Here is a 24,648-nt window from a genome sequence, read left to right as displayed (position 1 = left end):
TGCCTGGGGTTCCTGCCGTCTAATCGCTTGTGCGGCTGCGCAGCGGCAAGCCGCGCCAAATCAGCCTCGGATCGAAGCTTTGCGCGGAAAGCATTGTAAAAGCAACCGACAAGGCGAACGAAGCCGCTGCCGGGCCGGGATGAATCGATGCCACGAAACCAAGCTGCACCAGCGCCGAAAGGATCGCGACGACGAACACGTCGATCATCGACCAGCGGCCGATGAATTCGACCACTTCGAACATCTTCAGCCGCGTATGCGCCTGCTCGACCGTGGCGGGCCTGCCGGCCACAAGCGCCAGCCACGAGATCGCGATGAATTTCGCGACCGGCACGACGATCGAGGCGACAAACACGATCGCGGCGATGTCATAGCTGCCGTGATCGATCAATTGCAGGACGCCTTCGTAGATCGTCGCCTCGGAATTTCCCTTCAGCCCGGCGAAGGTGCGGGTGCTCATCATCGGGAAGAGGTTGGCCGGGATATACAGGATCACGCCGGCCGCCAGCCACGCCCAGACCATCTGAAGGCTGCGCCGGTCGGGCGGGGACAAGGCAGAGCCGCATCGGGCGCAGGTGGTTTCCTGCTCGGGCCAGACCCGGCCGCAGCTGCGGCAGCCGATCAGCCCGGCGCGATGGGCGGTCATGACGGGGGCGTCCGGCTGCGCCTTGCTCATGCCGTGGGGTCCTCGACCATCTCGCGGCCGTCGGTGGGCAGACCCGCATCCTCGATCGCATCCCAGATCGTCGTCTGGCACATGAAGCCTCGCGAGGCCGCGTTGACCAGGATCAGCGCGCAGAACGCCCAGAAGGCCGGGCCGAGATGGATGGTGGCGAGACCCGCGACCTTGATCAGCGCGACCGCGGTGCCGATCACGAAGATTTCGGCCATCGACCATGGGCGCATCGTCTCGGACCAGCGAAACGCGGTCGCTGCGTGCCGATGGGGCGCACGACCCTGGGCCAGCGGCACCAGCGTATAGACCAGCAGAAAGGCGCGCAGCACCGGCAATCCGACGATCATCACCATCACCGCAAGCACAAGTGGCAGCAGGATGCCGTCGGCGAACGCCATCGCGACGCCAAAGAGCGAGGTCGCATTGCCGAAGCCCATGCGCGAGATTTCCAGAAAGGGAAAGAACACCGCCCCAAGAAGAAGCACCATCGATGTGAACGATAGCGCGATCAGCTGGCCGAAAGCGCCGCTGCGCGGTTTGGCCAGCACCGTGTCGCACCGCACGCAGCGCGCGGTCTCGCCGCTTGTCAGTTCTTCCTCGACATGCAGGGCGTCGCAACGAGGGCAGGCCATCAGCCCTTCGCCGTTGCTCAGATCGTATGCTTCACGCGCTGTCATCCGCACAGGATAAACCTCGTGCGGGCGGCGGCAAGGGGCATCTGCGATACGCAGATGCGGAACGCTCAGTGCTGTGCGCCAGAGCGGGCGGCAGAGGTCAGGACCACCTTCCGCTGCTCGTTGGCGAGGATCGGGCCGGCCCTCTCGATCCGGAAGCGCAGTCTCAGCGTGAATCGGTGGTCTTCCACCTGACTGCTGGTTTCGCCCTCGAGTTGGGTCGAGAAGGCCTCGATCAGCTGGCCGCCCAGGCCGGTGCCTTCGCCTTCGCATTGGGGCGCGCCGGTCGAGTTGACGATTTCCAGAAGGCCCCAATTCGGCTCGGGGGCGGTCAGGCTCACGCGGACCCAGGGTCCGTCTTCGCCCGACGCGGTACCGGCATATTTCAGCGCGTTCGTGAAGGCCTCGGTCGCCAGAAGCGACAATGGCACGGCCTGATCCGGTAGCAGGGTCATCGGCTGGATCTGCGTTTCGACCTTCAGGTTGCTGCCCGGCCCGACCGAGGCGCTGACCATCTGGTTGATGATGTCCCCGATCAGCCGGTCAGCCTCGACCGCGTCCAGATGTTCGGCCTGATAGAGGTTTCGATAGATCGTCGCCAGCGCCGCCACGCGGTCCTGGACTGACCGAAGCACCCGCTTGGCGTCCTCGTCCGAGATGACCCGGCTTTGCATGTTGATGATGGATGCGATCAGCTGAAGATTGTTCTTCACGCGGTGATGCACCTCTTTGAGCAGGACGGTCTTTTCAGTGACCGCGTCCTCCATCGTTTCCTCGTCGCGGATCAGGATTCGGGCCATGTTGTGAAACGTCTGGCTGACATCGAGGATCTCGGTCGGGGCGTCGGTCAGAACCGGGGGCGGCTCGTCACGTTTGCCAATCGCGAAACGCCGCATCTGGCCCCGCAGCACGGTGATATGTCGCAGGACCAGCCGGAACACGGCGAAATAGGCCACGGCAAGCGACACGATCCAAAGCGCGACCGGGAACAGCACCGCCCCGAACCGCGACAGCTGCATCAAGCCGATCCCGGCGATCTGCGGACTCCAGCTGCCAAGCGCATACACCAGGCCCGGCACCACCGGAACGACCGTGAAGACCCGCATCTCGCCGGTATTCGCATGGGTGCGGAACGTCGTTTCATTCCGCGACAAAAGGCTCAACAGCGGTGTGTCGACCGGCAGGATATCCTCGGCTGAGCCTTCCTCGGCCCTGTCGGAGGTCAGGATCTCGCCGCGGTGGTTGAAGGTGACGATCCGGGCGCCTTCCGTGCCGAAATTGAGGGAATGGGTCGATCGCAGCAGCTCTTGCGTCAACGAGACCCCGATATAGCCCAGCAGCTTGCGATCCTGATACAAGGGATGCATGACCAGCACCACGGTACGACCGCTCACGACTCCACGGTTGAGCGGCGTCACCAGGGTGCCGGGTTCGGCCATGAATTTCTGATACGCGGGCGATTCCCTCAGATCCACCACCGCATCCCGTTCCGGGCCGGAATTGCACGTGCTGAGCCCGCTGAGCGGAACAAATCCGGCATACACATAGGTTGCGCTACGCTCGACGAAGTTCCGCATCAGGTCGCCGCAATCGCCGCCACTCGCCAGAGCGTTCAGGACCGCTGGCCCCAGGGCGTCGGCCGACCCCAGCGCGCTGATCAGAAGTGCCCTTTCGCCGGCCGCCGCCGAGGCGGTGCGCCCCAGAAGCGCCATCTCGGCGCTGCGCTGCGCCTCGCGCGACAGATGCAGATTCTGGACCACCGAGATCAGCCCGATCGGCAGGATGGCAACCGACAAGAGGGCACCAAGACGGAAGCCGAGGCGCCGCGTGAATTCAAGACGTTCATTCAGTCGTCGAAGCACGCGGCGCCCCGCCTAGCGTGCGATTGTATGGCTGGATGCCATCACGGCCATCGTGGCCTGATCGGTCATGTCCAACTCGTCCGCGCCCTCGATCTGCAAGAGTTCGGCCAGCTTGCGACGTCCGCGGTTGGCGCGCGACTTGACGGTGCCCACGGCCACGCCCGTCATCTCTGCCGCTTCTTCGTAGGAAAAACCCGAGGCGCCGACCAGGATAAGCGCCTCGCGCTGCTCGACGGGCAACTGCTGGAAGGCGACACGGAAATCGCGCATGGCGAGCTTGCCGTCATGGTCGGGCCGGGCGGCCTGGCGCGCGGCGTGAATTCCGTCGGTATCGCTGACCTCGCGCTTGGTCTTCCGGCGGGCTGAATAGAAGGTGTTGCGCAGGATCGTGAACAGCCAGGCCCGCAGATTGGTGCCCGCCTGAAACTTGTCCATGTTTGTCCATGCCTTGACGATGGTGTCCTGCACCAGATCATCCGCTGAAGCACCCTCGCGCGTCAGAGACAGCGCAAAGGCCCTGAGGGCGGGCAGGTGGTCAACCAGTTGATCGCGTGGGTCGATCGTCTCGGATTCGCTCATATGGTTAACATAGCGCCTTCCCGCAAATATTCCATGTCAGTCCTGGTCTCGCAGTTTCTTCAGGAGAGCCAGAAAACGCTCGGGGATCTGTTCGGTCGTGTCCTGCTCATAGACACGGCGCAGATTCTCGTCGATCTGCTTTTCCACCGCCTCTCGCCGGCTGTCTTCTGGTTCTGGTGTCATGTTTTCGTCAATCCCGGAAATCTTGTGCGCACGCGATGCAACCATTAGGCCTCGAGGAAAGTTCCGTTCTGACTGCGAATTTCCAAGGATACGAAAACATGGCGTCTGTTGACCTGGCCCAATCCATCGGGCGCGAGCTTCCCTTTCTTCGCCGCTATGCGCGTGCGCTGACGGGCAGTCAGCGCGCTGGTGACAATTATGCGGCGGCCACGCTTGAGGCCATCCTGTCGGATCGGTCGGCTCTGGAGAGCGAGGAACAGACCCGTCTGGGACTTTTCCGGGCCTTCCACGCGATCTGGCAAAGCTCCGGCCAGCCGGTCGACGAGGCGGATCTTTCGTCACGCGAACAGCGGGCGCAGGATCATTTGCGCAGCCTGACGCCGAACTCGCGCGAGGCGCTGCTTCTGCGCACCATCGAGGAGCTGCGCTACGACCAGATCGCCCGGATCATGCAGATCGACCAGCCCGAGGCGGAAGAGCTGGTGCAGATCGCGCTGAACGAGATGAGCAAGGCGGTGAGGGGCAGCGTGATGGTCATCGAAGACGAGATCATCATCGCCATGGATCTGAAAGGCATCGTGCAGGCGATGGGCCACGAGGTGACCGGTGTCGCCCGCACCCACAACCAGGCGACGCAGCTTGCAGGCAAGGCCCGGCCGGATCTGATCCTTGCCGACATCCAGCTTGCCGACGGCTCTTCGGGCATCGATGCCGTCAACGAAGTGCTGGCGGATCTGGGCGACATCCCGGTGATCTTCATCACCGCGTTCCCTGAACGCCTGCTGACCGGCGAGCGGCCCGAGCCGGCGTTCCTGATCTCGAAGCCCTACAGCGAAGAGCAGGTCCGGTCGGCGGTGTCGCAGGCGATGTTCTTTGCCTCGACCGAAGGCATGGAAGCCTGACCTGCGCCAGGCACCGCGCCTTTCACGCCTGACGCGCCTCGCGCGCGGCGCGCAGACGTCTGCGCCGCGCCATCTCCACATTGATGAGCGCCCCCATCATCACGGAAAACCCCGCAAGATAGAACCACATCAGCAATGCGACCACCGTGCCGATCGAACCGTAGATGCGATTGTAGCTGTTGAAACTGCCGAGATACGCCGAGAATGCGACGGACGCCGCCGCCCACAGCATCGCGGCGAAGAACGAGCCCCAGGTGAAGATCGGTGTCCGCGGTGACTTCACGTTCGGACCATAGCGATAAAGAATACCGATTCCGATGATTACCAGGGCGAACATGGCCGCCCAGGGCAGCGCCGCGACCAGCCAGACGCGAACCGGCGCGATGACCATGAAATTCAGCACCACCGGCACGATGACGATGGTTGCCAGCGCGGCCAGTGAGATGCCGACGATGGCCAGGGTCAGTGCATAGGCCAGAACGAAGCCGAAGATCGTCGAATGCGCGCGCACGCCATAGGCCGCGTTCAGGCCGCGGACCAGCGCGCCCACCCCGGCCCGCGCCGCGATCGTCGCAATCATGAACGAGATGAAGGACGTCCAGCCGATCGAGGTCCGGCCGCTGGAGGTCAGGGACTCGACCTGAGAATCGAATATCTGGGCGGCGCCACTGGGCAGGAAGTCATGCGCCACATCGACATATGCCATGATCACGTTCGGATCGAACCACAGGCTCCACAGGGCGATGATCGCCGCAAGCCCCGGAAAGGCGGCGAACATCGCGTAGAAAGCGACTCCGGCCGCGATCAGGCTCATGTGAATCTTGTCCATCCGCTCGAAGATGGCCGCCCAGAAGCTCCAGATATCGCGGATCAGACCCAGAATATGTCCCTTTTGCCGTTACGCCAGAATGTTCCGGCAGAAGCCGCGTTGCAACCCTGGATCGGCTAGTTCGGATATCTTGCCCAGACGCTTTCCGCTCCCAGCCGCACGACGAATTCTGCGTGAGCCCGTGCCTCTTCCTGAGTCAGGCGAGGGGGCAGCGGCGCGGGTCGCGCCGCGCGTCGCTGGCCGGGCGCCAGGATGCCGTCATGGGCATCGTCGCGGCGCGGTTGATCCAGCACCAGGTCGGGCTGACGACCCCCGATCAGTTCAAGATAGACCTCGGCCAAAAGTTCGGAATCCAGCAGCGCGCCATGTCGTTCGCGCCCGGAATTATCCACGCCAAAACGGCGACACAGCGCGTCGAGAGAGGCCGGTGAGCCTGGGAATTTCTGCCGGGCCAGTGCCAGCGTGTCCAGCGCCCTGGACCATGGCAGGGCGGGATACCCTGCGCGTGTCAGTTCAGCATTGAGGAATTTCATGTCGAAGCTGGCGTTGTGAATGACCAGCATCGCATCATGCGCCACGAAATCGACCAAGCTCTGCGCGATCTCGGCGAATTTGGGTTTGTCCCGCAGGAAGTCGTCGCCCAGGCCATGGACCTCGAACGCGTCCGGCGGCATCGGGCGTTCGGGATTGATATAGACGTGGAAGGTCCGCCCGGTCGGCATGTGGTTCAGCAATTCGAGTGCACCGATCTCGACGATGCGGTCGTTCTGTTCCGCCTCGAAGCCGGTCGTTTCGGTGTCCAGAACGATCTCACGCATGGTTCTGTATTTCCTTGCAGATCCGCTCGACGGCAGCGCGGGCGACGGCCATCGTGTCGGTCGGGATGATCCAGTCCGCGCGGGCCCGCTTTTCCGCATCGGGCATCTGGCGCGACAGCATCATCTCCAGCGTCTGCGTGGTCATGCCGGGCCGCTGCATCACGCGCGCGCGTTGCGTCTCGGGGTCGGTGGACACCACTGCGACACCATCCACCAACCGCTGGTTTCCGCCCTCGAAAAGCAGCGGGATATCCAGCACGACCAGTCCGCGATTCGGCAGACCGCGGATGAACTCGTCGCGGTCCGCCGCGACAAGCGGGTGGACGATCGCCTCAAGGCGCTTGAGAGCGTTCGGGTCAGCCGAAATGGCAGCCTTGAGCGCGTCGCGGTCGATCGAGCCGTCCTTCAGCGCCGTCGGAAAGGCGGCCGCGACGGGATCGACGGCAGCCCCGCCAGCTTCGTAGAGGCGATGCACAGCCTCGTCGGCGTCCCAGACCGGATGGCCCAGGTCGCGGAACATCTGCGCGGTCGTGGACTTGCCCATGCCGATACTGCCGGTCAGCCCGAGGCGATAGGTCATCCGATCACCGCCCGGCGCGTGTCGTCATCGACCTCGGGACGCTGTCCGAACCAGCGTTCGAAGCCCGGCGCGGCCTGGTGCAGCAACATCCCGAGACCATCAACGATCCGGCAGCCACGGCCCTGGGCTTCGATGAGGAAGGGGGTCATCAACGGCGTGTAGACCAGATCGGTGGCCAGCGCGCCGGGTGACAGGGCCTCCAGCGGTATCCGCAGTGCCTGCTTGCCCTCCATCCCCAGCGAGGTGGCGTTGACCACGGTCTGAGCGCCCTCGAGCATGTTGCCAGCCTGCGCCCAGTCATAGACGACCACCCTGGCGCCAAACTCGGCCTTGATCTGCTCTGAACGCAGGCGCGTGCGGTTGGTGATGCGCAGTTCCCGGACGCCACTGTCCAGAAGGGAGGCCACGACCGCGCGCGCTGCCCCGCCGGCGCCGATGACGGCCGCCGGGCCGGCATCCGCCTGCCAGTCGGGCGCGTTCTGGCGAAGATTGGCGATGAACCCGTAGCCATCGGTATTGTCAGCGTGAATCTTGCCGTCTGGTCTGAAGATCAGCGTGTTTGCGGCCCCGATCAGCGCCGCACGATCCGTGACTGCATCGGCCAGCCCCAAGATTGCTTCCTTGTGCGGGATCGTGACATTCACCCCGACAAAACCAGCCCGCGGCAAGATGCGAAGCACATCCGCCAGATGTTCCGGCATCACCGGCAGGGGAACGTAATAGCCCTTGATGCCATAGCGTCGAAGCCAGTGTCCGTGCAGCGCAGGCGAGCGCGAGTGGGCGATGGGCATGCCGATCACCCCGGCAAGCGGCGCGTTGGCAATCGTGAAGGAGGTGTCGTCGATCATGGGTGTTCTGTGATCATTCGGGTGGCCCAGACTAGGCCGGGATCGTTGGAGAAAAAAGGCCCCACGACGCGCTTTGTCGACCGATTGGCCATGCGTTCGGGCCGTGGCTGTGGATAAGACCCGGGAGAACACGGTCCCGGGGTTGTGAACAAGGTGCAAGGTGGCGATGTTGCGCGGGATTCCGGCTGAAACGAATGAAGAACGAGACCATTGCGCCCACAAGTGGATGCTTCCTGCAACCGGGCTGGATGCGTTGTGGACAAGCATGGCTGCCAGAATCTTTCAACAGAGTTATCCACAGATCAAAGCATTGATTATATTTGATTAATTCGCAATATTGGCAGGATTTACCACATCTGCCCACAGCATGCCGTTCTGTGGATGCAGCGATGGATAGGCCCGTATTCCCGTCATCCACAGCCCCTACTTCAACAACATTCCTTTCTCTAATCTTTTTATTTAAGTGAAGAGTGATAGCGAGGACCTGATGACCGACCTTTTGGCGACGATCTATCCCTACATGAAGGCTTTCCACGTGATGGCCGTGATTTCCTGGATGGCCGGGCTGTTCTACCTGCCGCGTCTGTTCGTCTACCACTCGGAACGGGGTCAGCGGGGGACCGAACCCTTGGGCAGCTTCGTCATCATGGAAGAGAAATTGCTGCGGGTGATCATGCGTCCGGCGATGATCGCGACATGGATCAGTGGCGTCAGTCTGGTAATCACGCCTGGGATCGTGGACTGGTCGCTGACCTGGCCGTGGGTCAAGGCAGTCGGCGTGCTTGCGATGACCTGGTTTCACATCTGGTGCGCGACCGAGCGTCGTCGTCTTGAGCACGGAACGCCACGGCCGGGGCGGCAGTATCGGATGATGAACGAGGTTCCGACCGTTCTGATGATTGCGATCGTTCTGTCGGTGATCGTCAAATACTGACGATTGATTGACTCATGACCCGTTGCCCCCTATCTGATGCGCAACCCCAGCCGTCCGGTATGGGAACCCCCGATCTGAAATCTGCAAGCTCGCGCCTCGTGTCGCGGCGTATTTGGTGAACTGGAATGAACGAAGAGCGTCTCAACCTGTCCGATCTGAAGGCGAAAAGCCCGGCCGATCTGTTGTCGATGGCCGAGATATGGGAAATCGAGAACGCCTCGACGATGCGCAAGGGCGAGATGATGTTCTCGATCCTCAAGGAGCATGCCGAGGAAGGCTGGGATATTGGTGGCGAAGGCGTGCTGGAGGTCGTTCAGGACGGTTTCGGCTTTCTGCGTTCGACCGAGGCGAACTATCTTCCCGGTCCCGACGACATCTATGTCAGCCCCGACATGATCAGGTTGCATTCGTTGCGGACCGGCGACAGCGTGGAGGGCGTGATCCGCGCACCCGGCGACAACGAGCGCTATTTCGCGTTGACCAAGGTCGAACGGATCAATTTCGAGGATCCGGAAAAGGCTCGGCACAAGGTTGCATTCGACAATCTTACTCCGCTTTATCCCGATGACCGGTTGAACATGGAAATCGAGGATCCGACCGTGAAGGATCGCAGCGCGCGGATCATCGATCTGGTTGCGCCGATCGGGAAGGGCCAGCGTTCGCTGATCGTGGCGCCACCTCGTACCGGCAAGACCGTGTTGCTGCAGAATATCGCCCATTCGATCGAGCGCAATCACCCCGAGTGCTATCTGATCGTGCTGCTGATCGACGAACGGCCCGAGGAAGTTACCGACATGCAGCGCAGTGTTCGCGGCGAGGTGATCTCTTCGACCTTCGATGAACCGGCCAGCCGGCACGTTGCGGTATCCGAAATGGTGATCGAAAAGGCCAAGAGGCTTGTCGAGCATAAGCGAGATGTAGTTATCCTCCTCGACTCAATTACCAGACTTGGTAGGGCTTTCAACACCGTGGTTCCCAGCTCTGGCAAGGTGCTGACGGGTGGCGTTGATGCGAATGCTTTGCAACGGCCAAAGCGCTTCTTCGGCGCTGCGCGTAATATCGAAGAGGGCGGCAGCCTGACGATCATTGCGACGGCATTGATCGATACCGGGTCGCGCATGGACGAGGTGATCTTCGAAGAGTTCAAGGGCACCGGCAACAGCGAGATCGTCCTTGACCGGAAGGTTGCGGACAAACGCGTGTTCCCTGCCATGGACATCCTGAAATCGGGAACGCGAAAAGAGGAACTGCTGGTCGGTGCGCGTGATCTGCAGAAGACTTATCTGTTGCGCCGTATCCTTAATCCCATGGGGACGACCGACGCGATCGAGTTCCTCATCTCGAAGCTGAAGCAGACAAAGTCCAATGCCGAGTTCTTCGATTCGATGAACGCCTGACGGAGCCGTCATGGACCTTATCTTTGCCGAGGCAACCCCTCCCGGAAGGGGGGGCGTTTCGGTTATCCGGATCAGCGGCACGGGCGCCCTCTCACTCGCACAGCGACTTGCCGGGCCATTGCCTTGCGCCCGGCTGGCATATCTCAGGAATCTGCGCGATGGCGAAGAGTTGCTGGACCAGGCACTCGTCATCTGGTTCGAGGCTGGTGCGAGCTTTACCGGCGAGGAAGTCGCCGAATTGCACCTTCACGGAGCCCCTGTCATTGCCAGACGGGTCGCGTCGGCCTTGGTGGTGGGGGGTGCCCGTCCTGCGGAACCGGGCGAGTTCACGCGTCGCGCCTTCTTGAACGGAAGAATGGATCTGGCCGAGATTGAAGGTCTCGGAGACCTGCTGCAGGCCGAGACCGAGAGCCAGCGGCAGCAGGCTGTAAGGATCGCCGGTGGGGAAGTGGGACGGCGTGCCGAAGCCTGGCGCGGCGTTCTCATCACGGCGGGCGCACTGGTCGAAGCCAGCGTGGATTTCGCCGACGAAGAGGTCCCCGACGATATCCCCGAGGAGGTCTTCGGCTTGCTGCGGGACCTTCGCGATGAGTTGATGGCTGAAATTCGCGGGTACCAAGCTGCCGAGCGCGTCCGAACGGGCTTTGAAGTCGCAGTCATCGGACCGCCGAACGCAGGAAAATCAAGCCTGATCAACCGTATTGCAAGGCGCGAAGTCGCGCTGGTATCGGATATCGCCGGAACGACCCGGGATATCATCGAACTGGGTATCGACTTGCGGGGATTGGCGGTGACCTTTCTGGATACCGCAGGCTTGCGCGAATCTTCAGACCAGGTCGAACGACTGGGTGTCGCGCGCGCCCGTGATCGGGCGGTTTCGGCAGATCTTCGGATTCACGTTTCTGACAGCGGGTACACCGACAGGGATTTGTGGCGCGAGGGAGACATCCTTGCGCACAGCAAGTCTGATGTTTCGCAGAACACCACCGGACTGCGGATATCTTCGGTAACCGGCGAGGGTATAACCCAATTGCTGGATCTGATATACGAAATCTTGTCTTCGAAAGTCGCTGGGGCCGGGATAATAAGTCATGCGCGGCAGGTACAAGCGTTGCGGGAGGCTTCGGTTGCGCTGTCTTGTGTCGATGAACTGCCGCCCGAACTTGTTGCCGAGGCTATCCGGGTCGCTTCTGTCTCGCTTGATCGGTTGATAGGCCGGATCGGTGCCGAGGATTATCTGGACGTTATCTTCACGACGTTCTGCATTGGGAAATAGGGTACGTTTCACGTGAAACATCATGATGTCATCATCGTTGGCGCGGGCCATGCGGGCATCGAGGCTGCGTGCGCAGCTGCCAGGATGGGCGCTTCGACATTGCTTGTAACAATGCGCAAGGAGGATATCGGCGCCCTGTCGTGCAACCCTGCCATTGGTGGGCTAGGCAAGGGCCATCTGGTGCGCGAGATCGACGCGTTGGATGGCGTCATGGGGCGAATAGCCGATCGTGCGGGGATCCAGTTCAGGCTTCTGAACCGACGCAAGGGGCCTGCCGTTCAAGGCCCCCGAGCACAGATGGATCGTCGGCAATATCGCGCGGCTTCATACGAGCTGGTGCAGCAGCAGAAGAATTTGAACTTTCTCTACGGTGAGGTCGCAACTCTCCTGGGGGGCGGGGAAAATGTAAGCGGTGTAGAGCTGCGCGACGGAACGCGGCTCTCCGCGGCGGCTGTGGTGTTGACGACCGGCACGTTTCTGGGCGGCGTCATCCATATCGGCGACCAAAGCCGCGAGGCCGGCCGATGGGGCGACCAATCGTCCAACACTTTGGCCGCCTCACTTCGTCGGTTCGGCTTGCCACTGGGCAGGCTGAAGACCGGCACACCACCCCGACTTGATGGCAGGACAATCAACTGGCCCATACTGCAGATGCAGCCGGGCGATGACGTTCCAACACTGTTTTCTTACCTGAGTTCTGCGGCTTCGTTGCCGCAGATCGCGTGCGGCATCACCCATACGACCGAGGCCACACACGACATCATTCGGCATAACTTGTCTCGTTCGGCGATGTACGGCGGCCAAATCACAGGACGAGGGCCGAGGTATTGTCCTTCGATCGAAGACAAGGTGGTGCGCTTTTCCGACAAGCAATCTCATCAGATCTTTCTTGAGCCCGAGGGGCTGGACGATTTTACGGTCTATCCGAACGGTATCTCGACTTCGCTTCCCGCCGAGGTTCAGGAGAGCTACGTCCGAACCATCCCGGGCCTCGAGCGGGCGAAGATCATCCAGCCCGGCTACGCGGTCGAATACGATTATGTTGACCCACGCGCCCTCGCACCGTCCTTGGAATTGCGTACGGTCAGCGGCCTTTTCCTGGCGGGTCAGATCAATGGCACCACCGGCTACGAGGAGGCAGCGGCACAAGGTCTGGTGGCGGGGATCAACGCGGCATCGCGGGCATTGGGTCGGTCCGAAGTGACCTTCAGCCGAACGCAAAGCTATATTGGCGTCATGATTGATGATCTCACGACGCGAGGAGTAACCGAGCCGTATCGGATGTTTACATCGCGCGCAGAGTTTCGCCTCACGCTTCGCGCGGACAACGCGGATCAGAGATTGACCCCTGTTGGGATCCGGCTTGGTTGCGTCGGAGAAGAGCGCAAAGCCGCTTTCGATCTGCGCCAAGAGCGTTATAGCTCAGCCCGTCAGCTTCTGGAGAATAGGCGGTTTTCTCCCACGCAGTTGCAGCGGGCCGGGCTTCATGTTCGGTTGGACGGACAAATGAGATCCGCCTATGCGCTTCTGGGCCTTCGCGACATCAGCGGCGACGATCTGTTGTCACTTGTGCCCGAATTGGAAGGTGTTGGGGCGGAAACTCTTGAGCAGTTGCGAAACGACGCGTTGTATCACCAATATGAAGATCGTCAGGCAAGAGATGCCGAAGCACTTCGCGGCGACGAATCCATCATTTTGCCGGACGCGCTCGATTATGAGTGCATTCCCGGTCTCTCTGCTGAACTGCGCGCCAAGCTGACCAGTGCGCGCCCGTTGACCTTGGCCGCAGCCGCAACGATCGAGGGAATGACCCCCGCGGCCCTCTCGCTTCTTGTCGCCATCTCTCGCATGACGGCGCGCAACAGCGCATGATCGGCAATGTTTCACGTGAAACAACAGACCGGCTGGCGGCTTATGAGTCGCTGATTATCCGGTGGAACGCGCGCATCAACCTCGTTGCGCCCTCGACGATAGCCAATCTGCGCGACCGGCACATTCAGGATTGCCTTCAGATTGCGCGCCATGCTCAGCCAGATGGAGGGCTTTGGGCTGATCTGGGCAGTGGCGGCGGCCTCCCCGGCATCGTGCTTGCAATCGTCTTTGCGCATACCCGGACAGAGTTCAACCTGATCGAAAGCGACCAGCGAAAAGCGGCCTTCTTGCGGACCGTCATTCGGGAGCTTGGACTGTCCCGGGCGACCGTGCTGCCGCGCCGAATAGAAGACGTCAAGCCGCTGAAAGCCGCCTATGTCTCGGCGAGAGCGCTTGCCCCCCTGCCACGCCTCATGGCATATCTGATGCAGCATATGGCGCATGATGGCGAAGCGTGGGTGATGAAGGGTCAGCGCTGGCAGGAAGAGCTTCAGGCAGCGAAGGTCGAATGGAACTTCAATGCGGAAATCCTTCCGAGCCAGACAATGACCGGCGCCGCAATACTGAAAATTAACGGAGTCCAGCATGCCTGACCACAATATCGTGGCGATCGCGAACCAGAAGGGCGGGGTTGGCAAGACGACGACGGCGATCAACCTTGGCGCGGCTCTCGCTCAGGCAGGGCACCCTACCGTTCTCGTTGACCTCGATCCTCAAGGAAACGCTTCGACTGGGCTTGGCATTCGCGCGGAGCGTCGCGAGCGCACGGTCTATGATTTGCTTGCCGGCGATGATTCACTCGAGGATTGCGCCATAGAAACCGATATCGCCAATCTCAGGATCGTGCCCGCGACCCCGGACCTGTCCTCGGCTGATGTCGAGCTTTCGCAGGCTTCTGACCGCACGCGACTGCTGAGAAAGAAACTGGAACGGGTGCCTGCGGGCAGTATCGTCCTGATCGACTGCCCGCCCGCGCTTGGACTGCTGACCGTCAACGCCATGGTCGCGGCAGACAGCGTGCTTGTGCCGCTGCAGGCAGAGTTCTATGCGCTCGAGGGGTTGTCGCAACTGTTGCACACAGTCAAGCAGGTGCGGCAGAGCGCGAATCCTGAACTTCGGATTAATGGTGTCCTGCTGACCATGTCAGACTACCGGAACAATCTGTCGCTGCAGGTCGAAGCGGATGCTCGGGCGACGCTGGCGGACCTGGTATATCCGACCGTCATTCCGCGCAATGTGCGGGTGTCCGAAGCGCCGTCCCACGCACAACCGGTGCTTGTCTATGATCCGACTTCGAAAGGCAGCGCCGCCTATCGGCAGTTCGCTGCGGAATTTGCTGCGCGTCTGAAATTGGTTCCAGAGGAGGCCTGAAATGCAGGATGGAAAAGCTGCGAAGCGAGGCCTGGGACGCGGGCTCTCGGCGTTGATGGCTGATGTTGATCTGTCCGGGGCTGCGCCAGAGCGCCCGGTTCGCGACCGCAGCCTGATCCCGATCGAGCAACTGACCGCCAACCCGGATCAGCCCCGCCGCAGCTTTGATCAGGACGCGCTGCAAGAGCTGGCGGAATCGTTGAAAAGCAGGGGCGTCCTGCAGCCCTTGATCGTGCGCCCGCATCCGGCCGATTCCGGCCTTTATCAGATCGTTGCCGGCGAACGGCGCTGGCGCGCAGCGCAGATGGCTCAATTGCACGAGCTGCCAGTCATCATCCGCGAACTGTCCGACACCGAAGTGTTGGAAATTGCAATCGTGGAAAACATCCAGCGCGCAGATCTGAACGCGATCGAGGAAGCCGCGTCATTTCGGCAGCTGATGGACAGGTTCGGTCACACTCAGGAAAGACTGGCCGAGGCGCTGAACAAGAGCCGCAGTCATATCGCCAACCTGTTGCGGCTGCTGAGCTTGCCCGAACAGGTGCAGGAGATGGTGAAGGACGGCAAGCTGTCGGCCGGGCACGCGCGGGCACTGATCACATCGCCGAACGCCGCTCAACTGGCGCGCAGGATCGTCGAGAAAGGGTTGTCGGTTCGAGAAACCGAGGAGCTTGTACGCAAGCATTCGCAACCGGAATCGGCGGCGCGCAAGAGCGCGAACCGCTCGGCCGAAAAGGACGCGGATACGCGTGGACTGGAATCGGATCTTTCGGCGCAATTGAAGATGAAAGTTGTCATCAACCATGCCGGAATGGATGGCGGGACGCTTTCGATCACCTATCGGGACCTGGACCAGCTGGACCAGCTTTGTCAGCTTCTGGCTGGGCATTGATCCAATATATAGTATTAAATAAATAATCTATACTATATATGGTGTTTCAAGCTGGTGGACGCGACGCGATATACACCCCGACCAGAAAACAGATCGCGCCCTGAATCGCCACCACCCAGCCTGGCAAGCCCAGCCAGAACGACAACCCGACACCCGCAGACATGGCCCCAATCGCCCAGATCTTGGCGACCAGGCCGACGGCGCCGCGCTCTTGCCACGCGCGCACCGGAGGCCCGTAGGTCGGATGTTCGCGGATTTTCTGCCGAAGCTTTGGCGAGCTGCGCGAGAAGGCCCAAGCCGATACCAACAGGAAGGGCACGGTCGGCATCACCGGCAATGCGACGCCGACGATTCCCAATCCAAGGAACACAAGGCCGACGGCGTACCATACCGGGCGCATCCGGCTGACCCTCATGCCGCCAACTCGCGCAGGATGGCATTCAGCACGGGGCGTCCCGCGCGGGTGGCCGCGACGCGACCCGCGCCACGACGGATGACGCCCAGTTCTTCCATCGCAGCCAGGGCGGCCTGATCCAGCGGGCCGCCCGCCAGGCGCGCGTAGCGTGCTTCGTCCAGGCCCTCGGCCAGTCGCATCGCCATAAGCAGATACTCCATCGCCTGTTCGTTCCGTGGCAGCAACGCGCGCAGCGACTCGCCTGTTCCCTGTGTCGCGACGGCCGCGAGCCAGGCCCCTGGCGCCATGTGCGACTCGGTGGCGCCGCGCCCCTGCGGCAGCGTCAGCCTGCCATGAGCGCCCGGTCCCACGGCCGCCCAGTCCCCCTGACGCCAGTACAAAAGGTTGTGGCGGCTCTCTGACCCGGCTGCGGCATGGTTCGAGATTTCGTAGCCCCACATCCCCGCAGAACCGCACATATCCTGTGTTTCCAGATACATGTCAGCCGACATCTCATCATCGGGCAGGTCGCGCAGGCGGCCCGCATCGGCCCTTGCGCCAAAGGCTGTGCCGGGCTCGATCGTCAGCTGGTAAAGCGACAGATGATCGACGGCCATCGACAGTGCCTCGCGCAGTTCGGACCGCCAGGCCTCGCGGCTCTGACCCTGGCGCGCGTAGATCAGATCGAAACTGACCCGGTCGAAACAGTCGCGCGCAACGTCGAAGGCCGCGCGCGCCTCGGCAACCGAATGCAGTCGGCCCAACCGGCGCAAATCGTCGTCGTTCAGTGCCTGGACCCCCATCGACAGGCGGTTGACGCCGGCCTCGGCATAAGCCCGGAAGCGCTGCTTCTCGACGCTGGTCGGGTTCGCCTCCAGCGTGATCTCGATGTCGTTGGCAAAACCCCAGGCCGCGCGCGCCGCCGTCAGCACCGTGTCCACGGTATCGGGCAACATCAGCGATGGCGTACCCCCGCCAAAGAAGATGCTGCCCAGAATCCGGCCCGGCAGATCGGTGGCCAGCCGGGCGATTTCGCTGGACAGGGCGTCGGCCCAACGCGACTGGTCGACATGGTCGACAACATGGCTGTTGAAGTCGCAATAGGGGCATTTCGCGGCGCAGAAGGGCCAGTGGACATACAGTCCGAAGCCGCCGTCACGCCAGTCCTCCGCAGTTTTCTTCAAGGCCTGCGCGGTCATGCTCGCATCGCGGCGACTTCGACCTCGACCTTCAGTTCAGGGCGGATCAATCCAGCGATCACCATCATCTCGGCTGGTCGATCGCAGGGCTCGGTCACATCGCGATCGCCGTAGCCCGTGACGCCCGGCACGACGCACCAGTTTCCCTTTCCAACCGCGCGGTTGCGGCACAACGCAGGCTGGAAGGGCGACCTGCTCGAGTTCCTATGCAAAGCAACCCTCGATCAGCTGCCGCACCGCGCGTGCCCGGTGGCTGAGACTGTTCTTCATCGCAGGATCCATCTCGCCAAGCGTTAGCTGCTGATCCAGGGGCATGAAGATCGGGTCGTAGCCGTGGCCCGCATCGCCGCGGGGTGGCCAGACCACGCGTCCGGGCAGCACGCCCTCGAATATCTCTTCATGTCCGTCAGGCCACATCAGCACCAGCGTGCAGCGGAATTGCGCGGTGCGTGGCTCGGGCGCTGCCGCCACTTCAAGCTTTTCCCAGGTCCTGGCCATCGCCATCGCGAAGTCACGCCCGTTGCCGGTCTCGGCCCAGTCGGCGGTATGGATTCCGGGCGCGCCGTCCAGCGCGTCGATACAGATACCGCTGTCATCGGCCAGCGCGGGCAGGCCGGTCGCCTTGACCGCCGCCAGGGCCTTGATCCGGGCATTGCCGATGAAGCTGTCCTCGGTCTCTTCAGGCTCCTCCAGCCCGGCTCGGGCAGCCCCGACGACCTCGACCCCGTAAGGCGCCAGCAGGGCGCGCATTTCGTCCAGCTTGCCTTCGTTGTGTGTTGCCACCAGCAACCGCTTCTCGGCGAACCTCCTCATCCGAGCGCAGCCTTCTGCGCCGCGACCAGTTCGGCCACGCCGCCTTCGGACAGGTCCAGCAGCCTGGCCATCTGGTCGCGGCTGAAGGTCGCGCCCTCGGCGGACATCTGGACCTCGATCAACTGGCCGTTGCCGGTCATCACGAAGTTCCCGTCGGTCCCGGCCTCGCTGTCCTCGGCATAGTCCAGATCCACGAGGGGCTGGCCCGCATAGACGCCGCAACTGACCGCGGCGACATGATCGACGATCGGATCACTGTTCAGCACCCCGGCCTTCATCAGCTTGTTGACCGCCAGCCTCAGCGCGACCCAACCCCCGGTGATCGATGCGCAGCGCGTTCCGCCATCGGCCTGAAGCACGTCGCAGTCGATGGTGATCTGCCGCTCGCCCAGTGCGACTCGGTCCACGCCCGCGCGCAGGCTGCGCCCGATCAGGCGCTGGATTTCCTGAGTCCGGCCGGATTGCTTTCCCTGCGCGGCCTCGCGGCGGTTGCGGGTATTGGTGGCTCGCGGCAGCATGCCGTATTCGGCCGTCACCCATCCCAGGCCGGTTCCCTTCAGGAAACGCGGCGGATTTTCCTCGATGCTGGCGCTGCACAGCACATGCGTGTCGCCACAACGGATCAGGCACGATCCTTCTGCATGCCGCATCACGCCGGTTTCGATTGAAATCGGGCGCATTTGGCTTAGATTCCGGCCAGAGGGGCGCATGGACAGTCCTTTCCGGTAAGGGTTGGCTGCCCAATACAGTCCTGCGACCCCGTCACGCAAGCCCGCGAGGGACATGAACCAGGAATCGCTGCTTTCAGAACTGAATGACCGGTCCCGCGAAGTGTTTCGCCGGGTCGTCGAGACTTATCTTGAGACCGGCGAGCCGGTCGGTTCGCGCACACTGACGCGTGCCCTGTCGGAAAAGCTCAGCGCGGCGACGGTCCGCAACGTGATGCAGGATCTGGAATTCATGGGTCTGTTGGACAGCCCGCATGCCTCTGCCGGTCGGCTGCCGTCGCATCTGGGCTTGCGGCTGTTCGTGGACGGCATGATGGAAATCGACAGCGTCACGCCCACAGACCGCGCGGCCATCGACCAGACGCTGGGGAATGACGATCCCGATACCGGCCTGCTACTGGATCGGGTCAGCACCGCGCTCAGTTCGATCACGCGCGGGGCCTCACTTGTGCTGATGCCCAAGCACGAGGCGCCGATCCGGCATATCGAGTTCGTGAGCCTTGCCCTTGACCGCGCACTGGTGGTGCTGGTCTTCGCGGACGGCCATGTCGAAAACCGCATCTTCACGCCGCCGCCCGGCCAGACCCCGTCCTCGATGCGCGAGGCCGGCAACTTCCTGAATGCGATGGCCGAGGGCAAGACGCTTGCCGAATTGCGCACGCATCTGTCGCGCCAGATCGCGGACAGGCGGCGCGAGCTGGATGTTCTGGCCGCCGAACTGGTCGAATCCGGCCTTGCGCTTTGGGACGGCGAAAATGTCGATCCGCGGCTGATCGTGCGCGGGCGGGCCAACCTGCTGGATCGCGAGGCCGCCGATCTGGACCGTATCCGGATCCTGTTCGATGATCTCGAACGCAAGCGCGACATCGTCGAATTCCTGGAACTGACCGAGCGGGGCGACGGGGTGCGCATTTTCATCGGCTCCGAGAACAAGCTTTTTTCACTTTCGGGTTCCGCTCTGGTCGTTTCACCCTATATGAATGCCGACCGAAAGATTGTGGGTGCGGTCGGCGTCATCGGTCCGACAAGGCTGAACTATGGCCGTATCGTTCCCATCGTCGATTACACCGCGCAGCTGGTCGGACGCGTATTGTCCGGCCGGAAAGGATGAGTTGAGGATGACCGAGCAGAACCAACAGCCCGACGAGGATTTCATCGAAGACCCACTGTCTGATCCCGACGGGGATATCGCCCGCCTCACGGCCGAACGCGACGAATTTCGCGACAAGTGGATGCGCGCGCTGGCCGACGCCGAAAACTCGCGGAAGCGGGCCGAAAAGGACCGCCGCGACGCGGAACAATATGGCGGTTCGCGACTGGCGCGCGATCTTCTGCCGGTTTACGACGCGCTGATCCGTGCGCTGGACGCCGCCAGCGACGAACAGCGCGCCGCGTCCGCCGCGCTGTTCGAGGGCGTGGAGCTGACCCTGCGCGAATTGTCGAACGTCTTCGCCAAGCACGGAATCACGGTGATCACGCCCGATCACGGCGAGAAATTCGACCCGAGCTTCCACGAGGCCATGTTCGAGGCTGCCGTTCCCGGCACCAGGGCGGGCGAGATCATACAGGTCATGGATCGCGGCTTTCGGCTGCACGACCGCCTGCTGCGCCCGGCCAAGGTGGGTGTCAGCTCGACTCCGGCGGGCCAATGACCCGGCCGCGCGCCCCGGCTATCCTGTCCGGGGCCTGTCCGGGCCTGTCCGGGGCGCTACAACCTTCCGCTGACTTGCCGATTCTTCCTGGGCGCGCCACGCTAGGATAGACATTCGGTCTATCGGAGGAGGAGACCATGGCCCACACAGATGGGGTGAAGATTCACCCGGCAGTCGATGACGGCATAAAGCAGGGAAACCCGAACTTTTCGGGCGGGGTGCTGACATGCCACTGCACCTCCAATCCAGTCAAGGTCCGGATCGGCGGGCAGACGGCCCATAATCACGTCTGCGGCTGCACCAAATGCTGGAAGCCGGACGGCGCGATCTTCAGCCAGGTCGCCGTTGTCGGACGGGACGCGGTCGAGGTTGTCGAGAATGGCGACAAGCTGGAAATCGTGAATGCGGATGCGCCGATCCAGCGCCATCGATGCAAGGAATGCGGCGTCCACATGTTTGGCCGCATCGAGAACAAGGACCATCCGTTCTATGGGCTGGATTTCGTTCATACGGAATTGTCGTCCGAAGACGGGTGGTCGGCGCCCGAATTTGCGGCCTTTGTCAGCTCGGTCATCGAATCGGGCGTCGATCCGTCGCGGATGGATGGTATCAGGTCGCGCCTGCGCGAACTGGGGCTTGAGCCTTATGATGCCCTGTCGCCACCCCTGATGGACGCGATCGCGACCCATATCGCCAAGAAATCCGGTGCGCTGGCCGCTTGACGGCGGCCTGCCATGAATTCACAGATCCGCCGGGGGGCCGCATCGACGGCCCCTTCGGCCATGACCGAAAAGCCCGATCGGGACGATAGGAGAGAGAAGATGAAAACCCGCGCCGCCGTGGCCCTTGAGGCCGGCAAACCTCTGGAAGTGATGGAGGTCAATCTCGAAGGCCCCAAAGCAGGCGAGGTGATGATCGAGATCAAGGCCACCGGCATCTGCCACACCGATGAGTTCACGCGTTCGGGCGACGACCCGGAAGGCATCTTCCCGGCCATTCTGGGCCACGAGGGCGCGGGCGTGGTCGTAGAGATCGGTGAAGGCGTGACCTCGCTGAAGGTCGGCGATCACGTCATCCCGCTCTATACGCCGGAATGTCGCGAATGCGCGTCCTGTCTGTCGGGCAAGACCAATCTGTGCACCAAGATTCGTGCCACGCAGGGCAAGGGCCTGATGCCGGACGGCACCACCCGGTTCTCGATGCTGGATGGCACGCCGATCTATCACTACATGGGCTGCTCGACCTTCGCCAACCACACGGTTCTGCCGGAAATCGCGGTCGCCAAGGTTCGCGAAGACGCACCGTTCGACAAGATCTGCTATATCGGTTGCGGTGTGACCACGGGCATCGGCGCGGTGATCAACACCGCCAAGGTGGAAATCGGCGCCAAGGCGGTGGTGTTCGGTCTGGGCGGGATCGGCCTGAACGTGATCCAGGGCCTGCGGCTTGCGGGCGCCGACATGATCATCGGCGTCGACCTGAACAACGACAAGAAAGAGATGGCCGAACGCTTTGGCATGACGCATTTCGTCAACCCCAAGGAAATCGACGGCGGCATCGTCAATCATATCGTCGAGATGACCAAGACGCCGTTCGACCAGATCGGCGGCGCCGATTACAGCTTTGACGCCACAGGCAGCACCAAGGTGATGCGCGACGCGCTGGAATGCACCCACCGGGGCTGGGGCGTGTCGGTCATCATCGGCGTGGCGGCGGCCGGGGCGGAAATCAGCACCCGCCCGTTCCAGCTGGTGACGGGCCGGGTCTGGAAGGGCACGGCATTTGGTGGCGCACGGGGCCGCACCGACGTGCCCAAGATCGTCGACTGGTACATGGACGGCAAGATCGAGATCGACCCGATGATCACCCACACCATGCCGCTGGACGACATCAACAAGGGCTTCGACCTGATGCATCACGGCGAGTCGATCCGGTCGGTCGTGCTTTACTGATCCTTCACGGCTGCTTAGGTAAAAGGACGGCGGGGCCGATGGCTCCGCCGTCGCCATGAGAACAAAAAAGGAGCAGGCCGATGCGTCACCAGTGGCTGGACGACGACGACGATGACGAGGAAGAGGAAGACCGCCGCCACAAGGGCGACAAGGACGAGGGTCTCGGACTCCCCGATGGCGACAAGATCGGCAAGCTGTACTTCAAGTCGCGCACGGTGATCGTGGCCGGGGCTATCAATGACAAGCTGGCGCAGCGCACCGTCGCGCATCTTCTGGCCCTGGCCGAGGACAGCGACAAGCCGATCAACATCCTGATCTCGTCGCCCGGCGGACATGTCGAATCTGGCGACATGATCCATGACGTGATCAAGTTCATCCGCCCCACGGTGCGGACCATCGGCTCGGGCTGGGTGGCCAGCGCCGGCGCGCTGATCTTCGTGGCCGCGCAGAAGGAGAACCGCTACTGCCTGCCGAACACGCGATTCCTGATTCACCAGCCTTCGGGCGGAATCGGCGGCACCTCGTCGGACATGATGATCCAGGCCGAACAGGTTCGCCTGATGCGCGACCGGCTGAATCACATCTTCGCGGAGGCAACCGGCCAGAGCGTCGAGCGGATCGAGAAGGACACCCACCGCGACTTCTGGCTGAACACGCAGGAGGCGCTCGATTACGGCCTTCTGGGCAAGATCATCCGCCGCGTGGACGAACTGGATTGATGGCTGCCGGGGTGGCGATCCGTCCTGCGACCCCGGCCGACCACGACGCGATCTGGGCCATTCTGAAGCCTGTCTACCGGGCCGGCGAAACCTATTGCATGCCACGTGACGCAACCCGCGCCGAGGCGTTGTCCGACTGGTTCGGGGCGCCATTCCATGTGTTCGTGGCTGAAATCGACGGACGGATCGTCGGAACCAGCCATGTCGGCGCGAACCGACCGGGCGGCGGCTCTCATGTGGCGAATGCCTCATTCGCCACCGAGCCGGCGGCCCGGGGCAGGGGCGTCGCCCGTGCGCTGGTCGAGCACGCCAAATCCTGGGCGCGCGCGATGGGCTTTCGGGCGATGCAGTTCAACTTTGTGGTCGCGACCAACGAGGATGCCGTCAATTTGTGGCAGAAAGTCGGTTTCCGGGTTGTCGGCCGACTGCCCGCGGCGTTTTCTCACCCGCGACTGGGGCCGGTCGATGCGCTGGTCATGTTCCAAGACCTGAACGGAGAATACCATGAGCCTTGAAACGATAGCCGAGAACCGCTGCTTCGGGGGCACACAAGGTGTCTACAGGCATAATTCGCGTGCGACCGGCACCGACATGACATTCGGCCTGTTCCTTCCGCAGGAGGCGCAGCATGGCCGGGTCCCGGTGCTGTGGTATCTGTCGGGCCTGACCTGCACGCATGAGAACGCGATGACCAAGGCTGCCGCGCAGGAATGGTGCGCCGAAGCCGGGATCGCCATCGTCTTTCCCGACACATCGCCGCGCGGTGACGCTGTCGCCGACGACGACGCCTACGATCTTGGCAAGGGCGCGGGCTTCTATGTCAATGCGACGCAGGACCCGTGGAAGCCGCATTTCCAGATGTGGCATCACGTCGTCCACGAACTGCCCGAGCTGATCAGCGACAATTTCGCCATCGACCGCGAGGCGATGGGCATCACCGGCCACTCGATGGGCGGGCACGGCGCGCTGACCATCGCGATGACCCATCCGGATCGCTACAAGTCCGTTTCGGCCTTCGCGCCGATTGCCAACCCGTCCGAATCCGACTGGGGCCGCAAGCAGTTCTCGGCGTATCTGGGTGACGACAAGGCCGCATGGCGCAGCCACGATTCGACCGTCCTGATGACCGAACGTGGCTATCCCGGCGAGGTTCTGATCGACCAGGGCAGCGGCGACCAGTTCCTGGATCTGCTCAAGCCCGAGGCGCTGGCCCACGCGATGATGGCGCGGCGTCAGCCCGGCCATTTCCGGATGCAGCCGGGCTACGATCACAGCTACTTCTTCATCCAGACCTTCATGGCGGACCACGTGATGTGGCATGCCGAGCGTTTGCTTTGAGAGGCTTGCCGAACCTTCCCGCCTGTCTTGCCGTTTGACCATCAGACTTTAGGGGCAAATGGCAGGGCGGCTGATTGACGGAAGGCGGTGCGCGTCGAACAGTACGCTATGGACAGCCGCGGCTTGAGGAGAAGCCGCAGCAACAGATCCAACAGTGGAG

At 62.4% G+C, this 24,648-nt stretch carries 29 protein-coding genes; 15 read left to right on the top strand and 14 right to left on the bottom strand.

Annotated features, from left to right (window positions below):
* Positions 1-19: 19 nt before the first annotated feature.
* The 5 genes from L1965_RS11810 to L1965_RS11790 form a co-directional block, all read right to left on the bottom strand.
* Positions 20-676, bottom strand: coding sequence for a paraquat-inducible protein A (locus L1965_RS11810; RefSeq protein ID WP_235756644.1), 657 nt, complete (start codon positions 674-676; stop codon positions 20-22).
* Entirely contained in the window at positions 673-1,353 is a 681-nt protein-coding gene (locus tag L1965_RS11805; RefSeq protein ID WP_235756643.1) for a paraquat-inducible protein A, read from the bottom strand. Before L1965_RS11805 ends, L1965_RS11810 begins: the two co-directional genes overlap by 4 nt.
* A gap of 65 nt (positions 1,354-1,418) precedes the next feature.
* A complete protein-coding gene (locus tag L1965_RS11800; RefSeq protein WP_235756642.1) occupies positions 1,419-3,212 on the bottom strand; it encodes a sensor histidine kinase in 1,794 nt (597 codons plus the stop codon).
* Positions 3,213-3,224: 12 nt separating this feature from the next.
* Complete coding sequence (locus L1965_RS11795; protein ID WP_235756641.1) at positions 3,225-3,791, bottom strand: RNA polymerase sigma factor; 567 nt, start codon at positions 3,789-3,791, stop codon at positions 3,225-3,227.
* A 36-nt stretch (positions 3,792-3,827) separates the two neighbouring features.
* The gene (locus tag L1965_RS11790) at positions 3,828-3,974 is read right to left on the bottom strand and encodes a NepR family anti-sigma factor (RefSeq protein ID WP_235756640.1); all 147 of its coding nucleotides are present in this window, start codon (positions 3,972-3,974) and stop codon (positions 3,828-3,830) included.
* 98 nt (positions 3,975-4,072) lie between these two features.
* Between L1965_RS11790 and L1965_RS11785 the strand changes: the two genes are divergently transcribed.
* Positions 4,073-4,876, top strand: coding sequence for a response regulator (locus tag L1965_RS11785; protein WP_235756639.1), 804 nt, complete (start codon positions 4,073-4,075; stop codon positions 4,874-4,876).
* Between the two features lie 22 nt (positions 4,877-4,898).
* On the opposite strand, the gene L1965_RS11780 is transcribed toward L1965_RS11785, so the two are convergent.
* The 4 genes from L1965_RS11780 to L1965_RS11765 form a co-directional block, all read right to left on the bottom strand.
* Positions 4,899-5,717 (bottom strand): YihY/virulence factor BrkB family protein, encoded by an 819-nt coding sequence (locus L1965_RS11780; RefSeq protein WP_338421488.1) that lies wholly within the window; start codon positions 5,715-5,717, stop codon positions 4,899-4,901.
* 104 nt (positions 5,718-5,821) lie between these two features.
* Positions 5,822-6,523 carry a DNA polymerase III subunit epsilon gene (gene dnaQ / locus L1965_RS11775; RefSeq protein WP_235756637.1) on the bottom strand — a complete coding sequence of 234 codons (702 nt, stop codon included), beginning with the start codon at positions 6,521-6,523 and terminating at the stop codon, positions 5,822-5,824.
* Positions 6,516-7,103, bottom strand: coding sequence for a dephospho-CoA kinase (gene coaE / locus L1965_RS11770; protein WP_235756636.1), 588 nt, complete (start codon positions 7,101-7,103; stop codon positions 6,516-6,518). The genes dnaQ and coaE overlap by 8 nt, the downstream gene beginning before the upstream one ends.
* Positions 7,100-7,951 carry a shikimate dehydrogenase gene (locus tag L1965_RS11765; RefSeq protein ID WP_235756635.1) on the bottom strand — a complete coding sequence of 284 codons (852 nt, stop codon included), beginning with the start codon at positions 7,949-7,951 and terminating at the stop codon, positions 7,100-7,102. Before L1965_RS11765 ends, coaE begins: the two co-directional genes overlap by 4 nt.
* 487 nt (positions 7,952-8,438) lie before the next feature.
* Between L1965_RS11765 and L1965_RS11760 the strand changes: the two genes are divergently transcribed.
* The 7 genes from L1965_RS11760 (at position 8,439) to L1965_RS11730 (ending at position 15,693) form a co-directional block, all read left to right on the top strand.
* Positions 8,439-8,885 carry a CopD family protein gene (locus tag L1965_RS11760; protein ID WP_235756634.1) on the top strand — a complete coding sequence of 149 codons (447 nt, stop codon included), beginning with the start codon at positions 8,439-8,441 and terminating at the stop codon, positions 8,883-8,885.
* A gap of 125 nt (positions 8,886-9,010) precedes the next feature.
* A complete protein-coding gene (rho, locus tag L1965_RS11755) occupies positions 9,011-10,282 on the top strand; it encodes a transcription termination factor Rho (RefSeq protein WP_235756633.1) in 1,272 nt (423 codons plus the stop codon).
* Between the two features lie 10 nt (positions 10,283-10,292).
* Entirely contained in the window at positions 10,293-11,558 is a 1,266-nt protein-coding gene (gene mnmE / locus L1965_RS11750) for a tRNA uridine-5-carboxymethylaminomethyl(34) synthesis GTPase MnmE (protein ID WP_235756632.1), read from the top strand.
* 12 nt (positions 11,559-11,570) lie between these two features.
* Positions 11,571-13,430 carry a tRNA uridine-5-carboxymethylaminomethyl(34) synthesis enzyme MnmG gene (mnmG, locus tag L1965_RS11745; RefSeq protein ID WP_235756631.1) on the top strand — a complete coding sequence of 620 codons (1,860 nt, stop codon included), beginning with the start codon at positions 11,571-11,573 and terminating at the stop codon, positions 13,428-13,430.
* A complete protein-coding gene (gene rsmG / locus L1965_RS11740) occupies positions 13,427-14,023 on the top strand; it encodes a 16S rRNA (guanine(527)-N(7))-methyltransferase RsmG (RefSeq protein WP_235756630.1) in 597 nt (198 codons plus the stop codon). The genes mnmG and rsmG overlap by 4 nt, the downstream gene beginning before the upstream one ends.
* Positions 14,016-14,801 (top strand): ParA family protein, encoded by a 786-nt coding sequence (locus L1965_RS11735; RefSeq protein WP_235756629.1) that lies wholly within the window; start codon positions 14,016-14,018, stop codon positions 14,799-14,801. The genes rsmG and L1965_RS11735 overlap by 8 nt, the downstream gene beginning before the upstream one ends.
* A 1-nt stretch (position 14,802) precedes the next feature.
* The gene (locus L1965_RS11730) at positions 14,803-15,693 is read left to right on the top strand and encodes a ParB/RepB/Spo0J family partition protein (RefSeq protein ID WP_235756628.1); all 891 of its coding nucleotides are present in this window, start codon (positions 14,803-14,805) and stop codon (positions 15,691-15,693) included.
* 46 nt (positions 15,694-15,739) lie between these two features.
* On the opposite strand, the gene L1965_RS11725 is transcribed toward L1965_RS11730, so the two are convergent.
* From L1965_RS11725 to rph, 5 genes are all read right to left on the bottom strand, one after another.
* A complete protein-coding gene (locus L1965_RS11725) occupies positions 15,740-16,108 on the bottom strand; it encodes a YbaN family protein (protein ID WP_235756627.1) in 369 nt (122 codons plus the stop codon).
* Positions 16,105-17,286, bottom strand: coding sequence for a radical SAM family heme chaperone HemW (gene hemW, locus L1965_RS11720; protein WP_235756626.1), 1,182 nt, complete (start codon positions 17,284-17,286; stop codon positions 16,105-16,107). Before hemW ends, L1965_RS11725 begins: the two co-directional genes overlap by 4 nt.
* Positions 17,283-17,417 (bottom strand): RidA family protein, encoded by a 135-nt coding sequence (locus L1965_RS16060; protein ID WP_277882966.1) that lies wholly within the window; start codon positions 17,415-17,417, stop codon positions 17,283-17,285. Before L1965_RS16060 ends, hemW begins: the two co-directional genes overlap by 4 nt.
* Positions 17,418-17,490: 73 nt before the next feature.
* Complete coding sequence (rdgB, locus tag L1965_RS11715) at positions 17,491-18,099, bottom strand: RdgB/HAM1 family non-canonical purine NTP pyrophosphatase (protein ID WP_235756625.1); 609 nt, start codon at positions 18,097-18,099, stop codon at positions 17,491-17,493.
* Complete coding sequence (gene rph, locus L1965_RS11710; protein WP_235756624.1) at positions 18,096-18,809, bottom strand: ribonuclease PH; 714 nt, start codon at positions 18,807-18,809, stop codon at positions 18,096-18,098. The genes rdgB and rph overlap by 4 nt, the downstream gene beginning before the upstream one ends.
* 73 nt (positions 18,810-18,882) lie before the next feature.
* Between rph and hrcA the strand changes: the two genes are divergently transcribed.
* From hrcA to fghA, 7 genes are all read left to right on the top strand, one after another.
* Positions 18,883-19,938 (top strand): heat-inducible transcriptional repressor HrcA, encoded by a 1,056-nt coding sequence (gene hrcA, locus L1965_RS11705; protein ID WP_235756623.1) that lies wholly within the window; start codon positions 18,883-18,885, stop codon positions 19,936-19,938.
* Positions 19,939-19,945: 7 nt separating this feature from the next.
* Positions 19,946-20,479, top strand: a complete 534-nt coding sequence (locus L1965_RS11700) for a nucleotide exchange factor GrpE (protein ID WP_235756622.1) — start codon at positions 19,946-19,948, stop codon at positions 20,477-20,479.
* 137 nt (positions 20,480-20,616) lie between these two features.
* Positions 20,617-21,201 carry an S-(hydroxymethyl)glutathione synthase gene (gene gfa / locus L1965_RS11695; protein WP_235756621.1) on the top strand — a complete coding sequence of 195 codons (585 nt, stop codon included), beginning with the start codon at positions 20,617-20,619 and terminating at the stop codon, positions 21,199-21,201.
* A 99-nt stretch (positions 21,202-21,300) separates the two neighbouring features.
* A complete protein-coding gene (locus tag L1965_RS11690; RefSeq protein ID WP_235756620.1) occupies positions 21,301-22,431 on the top strand; it encodes an S-(hydroxymethyl)glutathione dehydrogenase/class III alcohol dehydrogenase in 1,131 nt (376 codons plus the stop codon).
* An 80-nt stretch (positions 22,432-22,511) separates the two neighbouring features.
* Positions 22,512-23,150 (top strand): ATP-dependent Clp protease proteolytic subunit, encoded by a 639-nt coding sequence (locus tag L1965_RS11685; protein WP_235756619.1) that lies wholly within the window; start codon positions 22,512-22,514, stop codon positions 23,148-23,150.
* Positions 23,150-23,665, top strand: a complete 516-nt coding sequence (locus tag L1965_RS11680) for a GNAT family N-acetyltransferase (protein WP_235756618.1) — start codon at positions 23,150-23,152, stop codon at positions 23,663-23,665. The genes L1965_RS11685 and L1965_RS11680 overlap by 1 nt, the downstream gene beginning before the upstream one ends.
* Entirely contained in the window at positions 23,655-24,488 is an 834-nt protein-coding gene (gene fghA, locus L1965_RS11675) for an S-formylglutathione hydrolase (RefSeq protein WP_235756617.1), read from the top strand. Before L1965_RS11680 ends, fghA begins: the two co-directional genes overlap by 11 nt.
* Positions 24,489-24,648 lie beyond the last annotated feature (160 nt).

Source organism: Paracoccus salsus, from assembly GCF_021556615.1.
In the GTDB taxonomy this organism is placed as follows: domain Bacteria; phylum Pseudomonadota; class Alphaproteobacteria; order Rhodobacterales; family Rhodobacteraceae; genus Paracoccus; species Paracoccus salsus.
The sequence above is the reverse complement of the archived record's forward strand: the minus strand, read 5'-3'. Positions and strand labels throughout refer to the sequence as shown.

Bases quoted from the DNA above. Each gene is read 5' to 3' on its own strand.
- L1965_RS11810 (WP_235756644.1), bottom strand. From the start codon at position 676: ATGAGCAAGGCGCAGCCGGACGCCCCCGTCATGACCGCCCATCGCGCC.
- L1965_RS11805 (WP_235756643.1), bottom strand. From the start codon at position 1,353: ATGACAGCGCGTGAAGCATACGATCTGAGCAACGGCGAAGGGCTGATG.
- L1965_RS11795 (WP_235756641.1), bottom strand. From the start codon at position 3,791: ATGAGCGAATCCGAGACGATCGACCCACGCGATCAACTGGTTGACCAC.
- L1965_RS11790 (WP_235756640.1), bottom strand. From the start codon at position 3,974: ATGACACCAGAACCAGAAGACAGCCGGCGAGAGGCGGTGGAAAAGCAG.
- L1965_RS11785 (WP_235756639.1), top strand. From the start codon at position 4,073: ATGGCGTCTGTTGACCTGGCCCAATCCATCGGGCGCGAGCTTCCCTTT.
- dnaQ (WP_235756637.1), bottom strand. From the start codon at position 6,523: ATGCGTGAGATCGTTCTGGACACCGAAACGACCGGCTTCGAGGCGGAA.
- coaE (WP_235756636.1), bottom strand. From the start codon at position 7,103: ATGACCTATCGCCTCGGGCTGACCGGCAGTATCGGCATGGGCAAGTCC.
- L1965_RS11765 (WP_235756635.1), bottom strand. From the start codon at position 7,951: ATGATCGACGACACCTCCTTCACGATTGCCAACGCGCCGCTTGCCGGG.
- L1965_RS11760 (WP_235756634.1), top strand. From the start codon at position 8,439: ATGACCGACCTTTTGGCGACGATCTATCCCTACATGAAGGCTTTCCAC.
- rho (WP_235756633.1), top strand. From the start codon at position 9,011: ATGAACGAAGAGCGTCTCAACCTGTCCGATCTGAAGGCGAAAAGCCCG.
- mnmE (WP_235756632.1), top strand. From the start codon at position 10,293: ATGGACCTTATCTTTGCCGAGGCAACCCCTCCCGGAAGGGGGGGCGTT.
- rsmG (WP_235756630.1), top strand. From the start codon at position 13,427: ATGATCGGCAATGTTTCACGTGAAACAACAGACCGGCTGGCGGCTTAT.
- L1965_RS11735 (WP_235756629.1), top strand. From the start codon at position 14,016: ATGCCTGACCACAATATCGTGGCGATCGCGAACCAGAAGGGCGGGGTT.
- L1965_RS11730 (WP_235756628.1), top strand. From the start codon at position 14,803: ATGCAGGATGGAAAAGCTGCGAAGCGAGGCCTGGGACGCGGGCTCTCG.
- L1965_RS11725 (WP_235756627.1), bottom strand. From the start codon at position 16,108: ATGAGGGTCAGCCGGATGCGCCCGGTATGGTACGCCGTCGGCCTTGTG.
- hemW (WP_235756626.1), bottom strand. From the start codon at position 17,286: ATGACCGCGCAGGCCTTGAAGAAAACTGCGGAGGACTGGCGTGACGGC.
- rdgB (WP_235756625.1), bottom strand. From the start codon at position 18,099: ATGAGGAGGTTCGCCGAGAAGCGGTTGCTGGTGGCAACACACAACGAA.
- rph (WP_235756624.1), bottom strand. From the start codon at position 18,809: ATGCGCCCCTCTGGCCGGAATCTAAGCCAAATGCGCCCGATTTCAATC.
- hrcA (WP_235756623.1), top strand. From the start codon at position 18,883: ATGAACCAGGAATCGCTGCTTTCAGAACTGAATGACCGGTCCCGCGAA.
- L1965_RS11700 (WP_235756622.1), top strand. From the start codon at position 19,946: ATGACCGAGCAGAACCAACAGCCCGACGAGGATTTCATCGAAGACCCA.
- gfa (WP_235756621.1), top strand. From the start codon at position 20,617: ATGGCCCACACAGATGGGGTGAAGATTCACCCGGCAGTCGATGACGGC.
- L1965_RS11690 (WP_235756620.1), top strand. From the start codon at position 21,301: ATGAAAACCCGCGCCGCCGTGGCCCTTGAGGCCGGCAAACCTCTGGAA.
- L1965_RS11685 (WP_235756619.1), top strand. From the start codon at position 22,512: ATGCGTCACCAGTGGCTGGACGACGACGACGATGACGAGGAAGAGGAA.
- L1965_RS11680 (WP_235756618.1), top strand. From the start codon at position 23,150: ATGGCTGCCGGGGTGGCGATCCGTCCTGCGACCCCGGCCGACCACGAC.
- fghA (WP_235756617.1), top strand. From the start codon at position 23,655: ATGAGCCTTGAAACGATAGCCGAGAACCGCTGCTTCGGGGGCACACAA.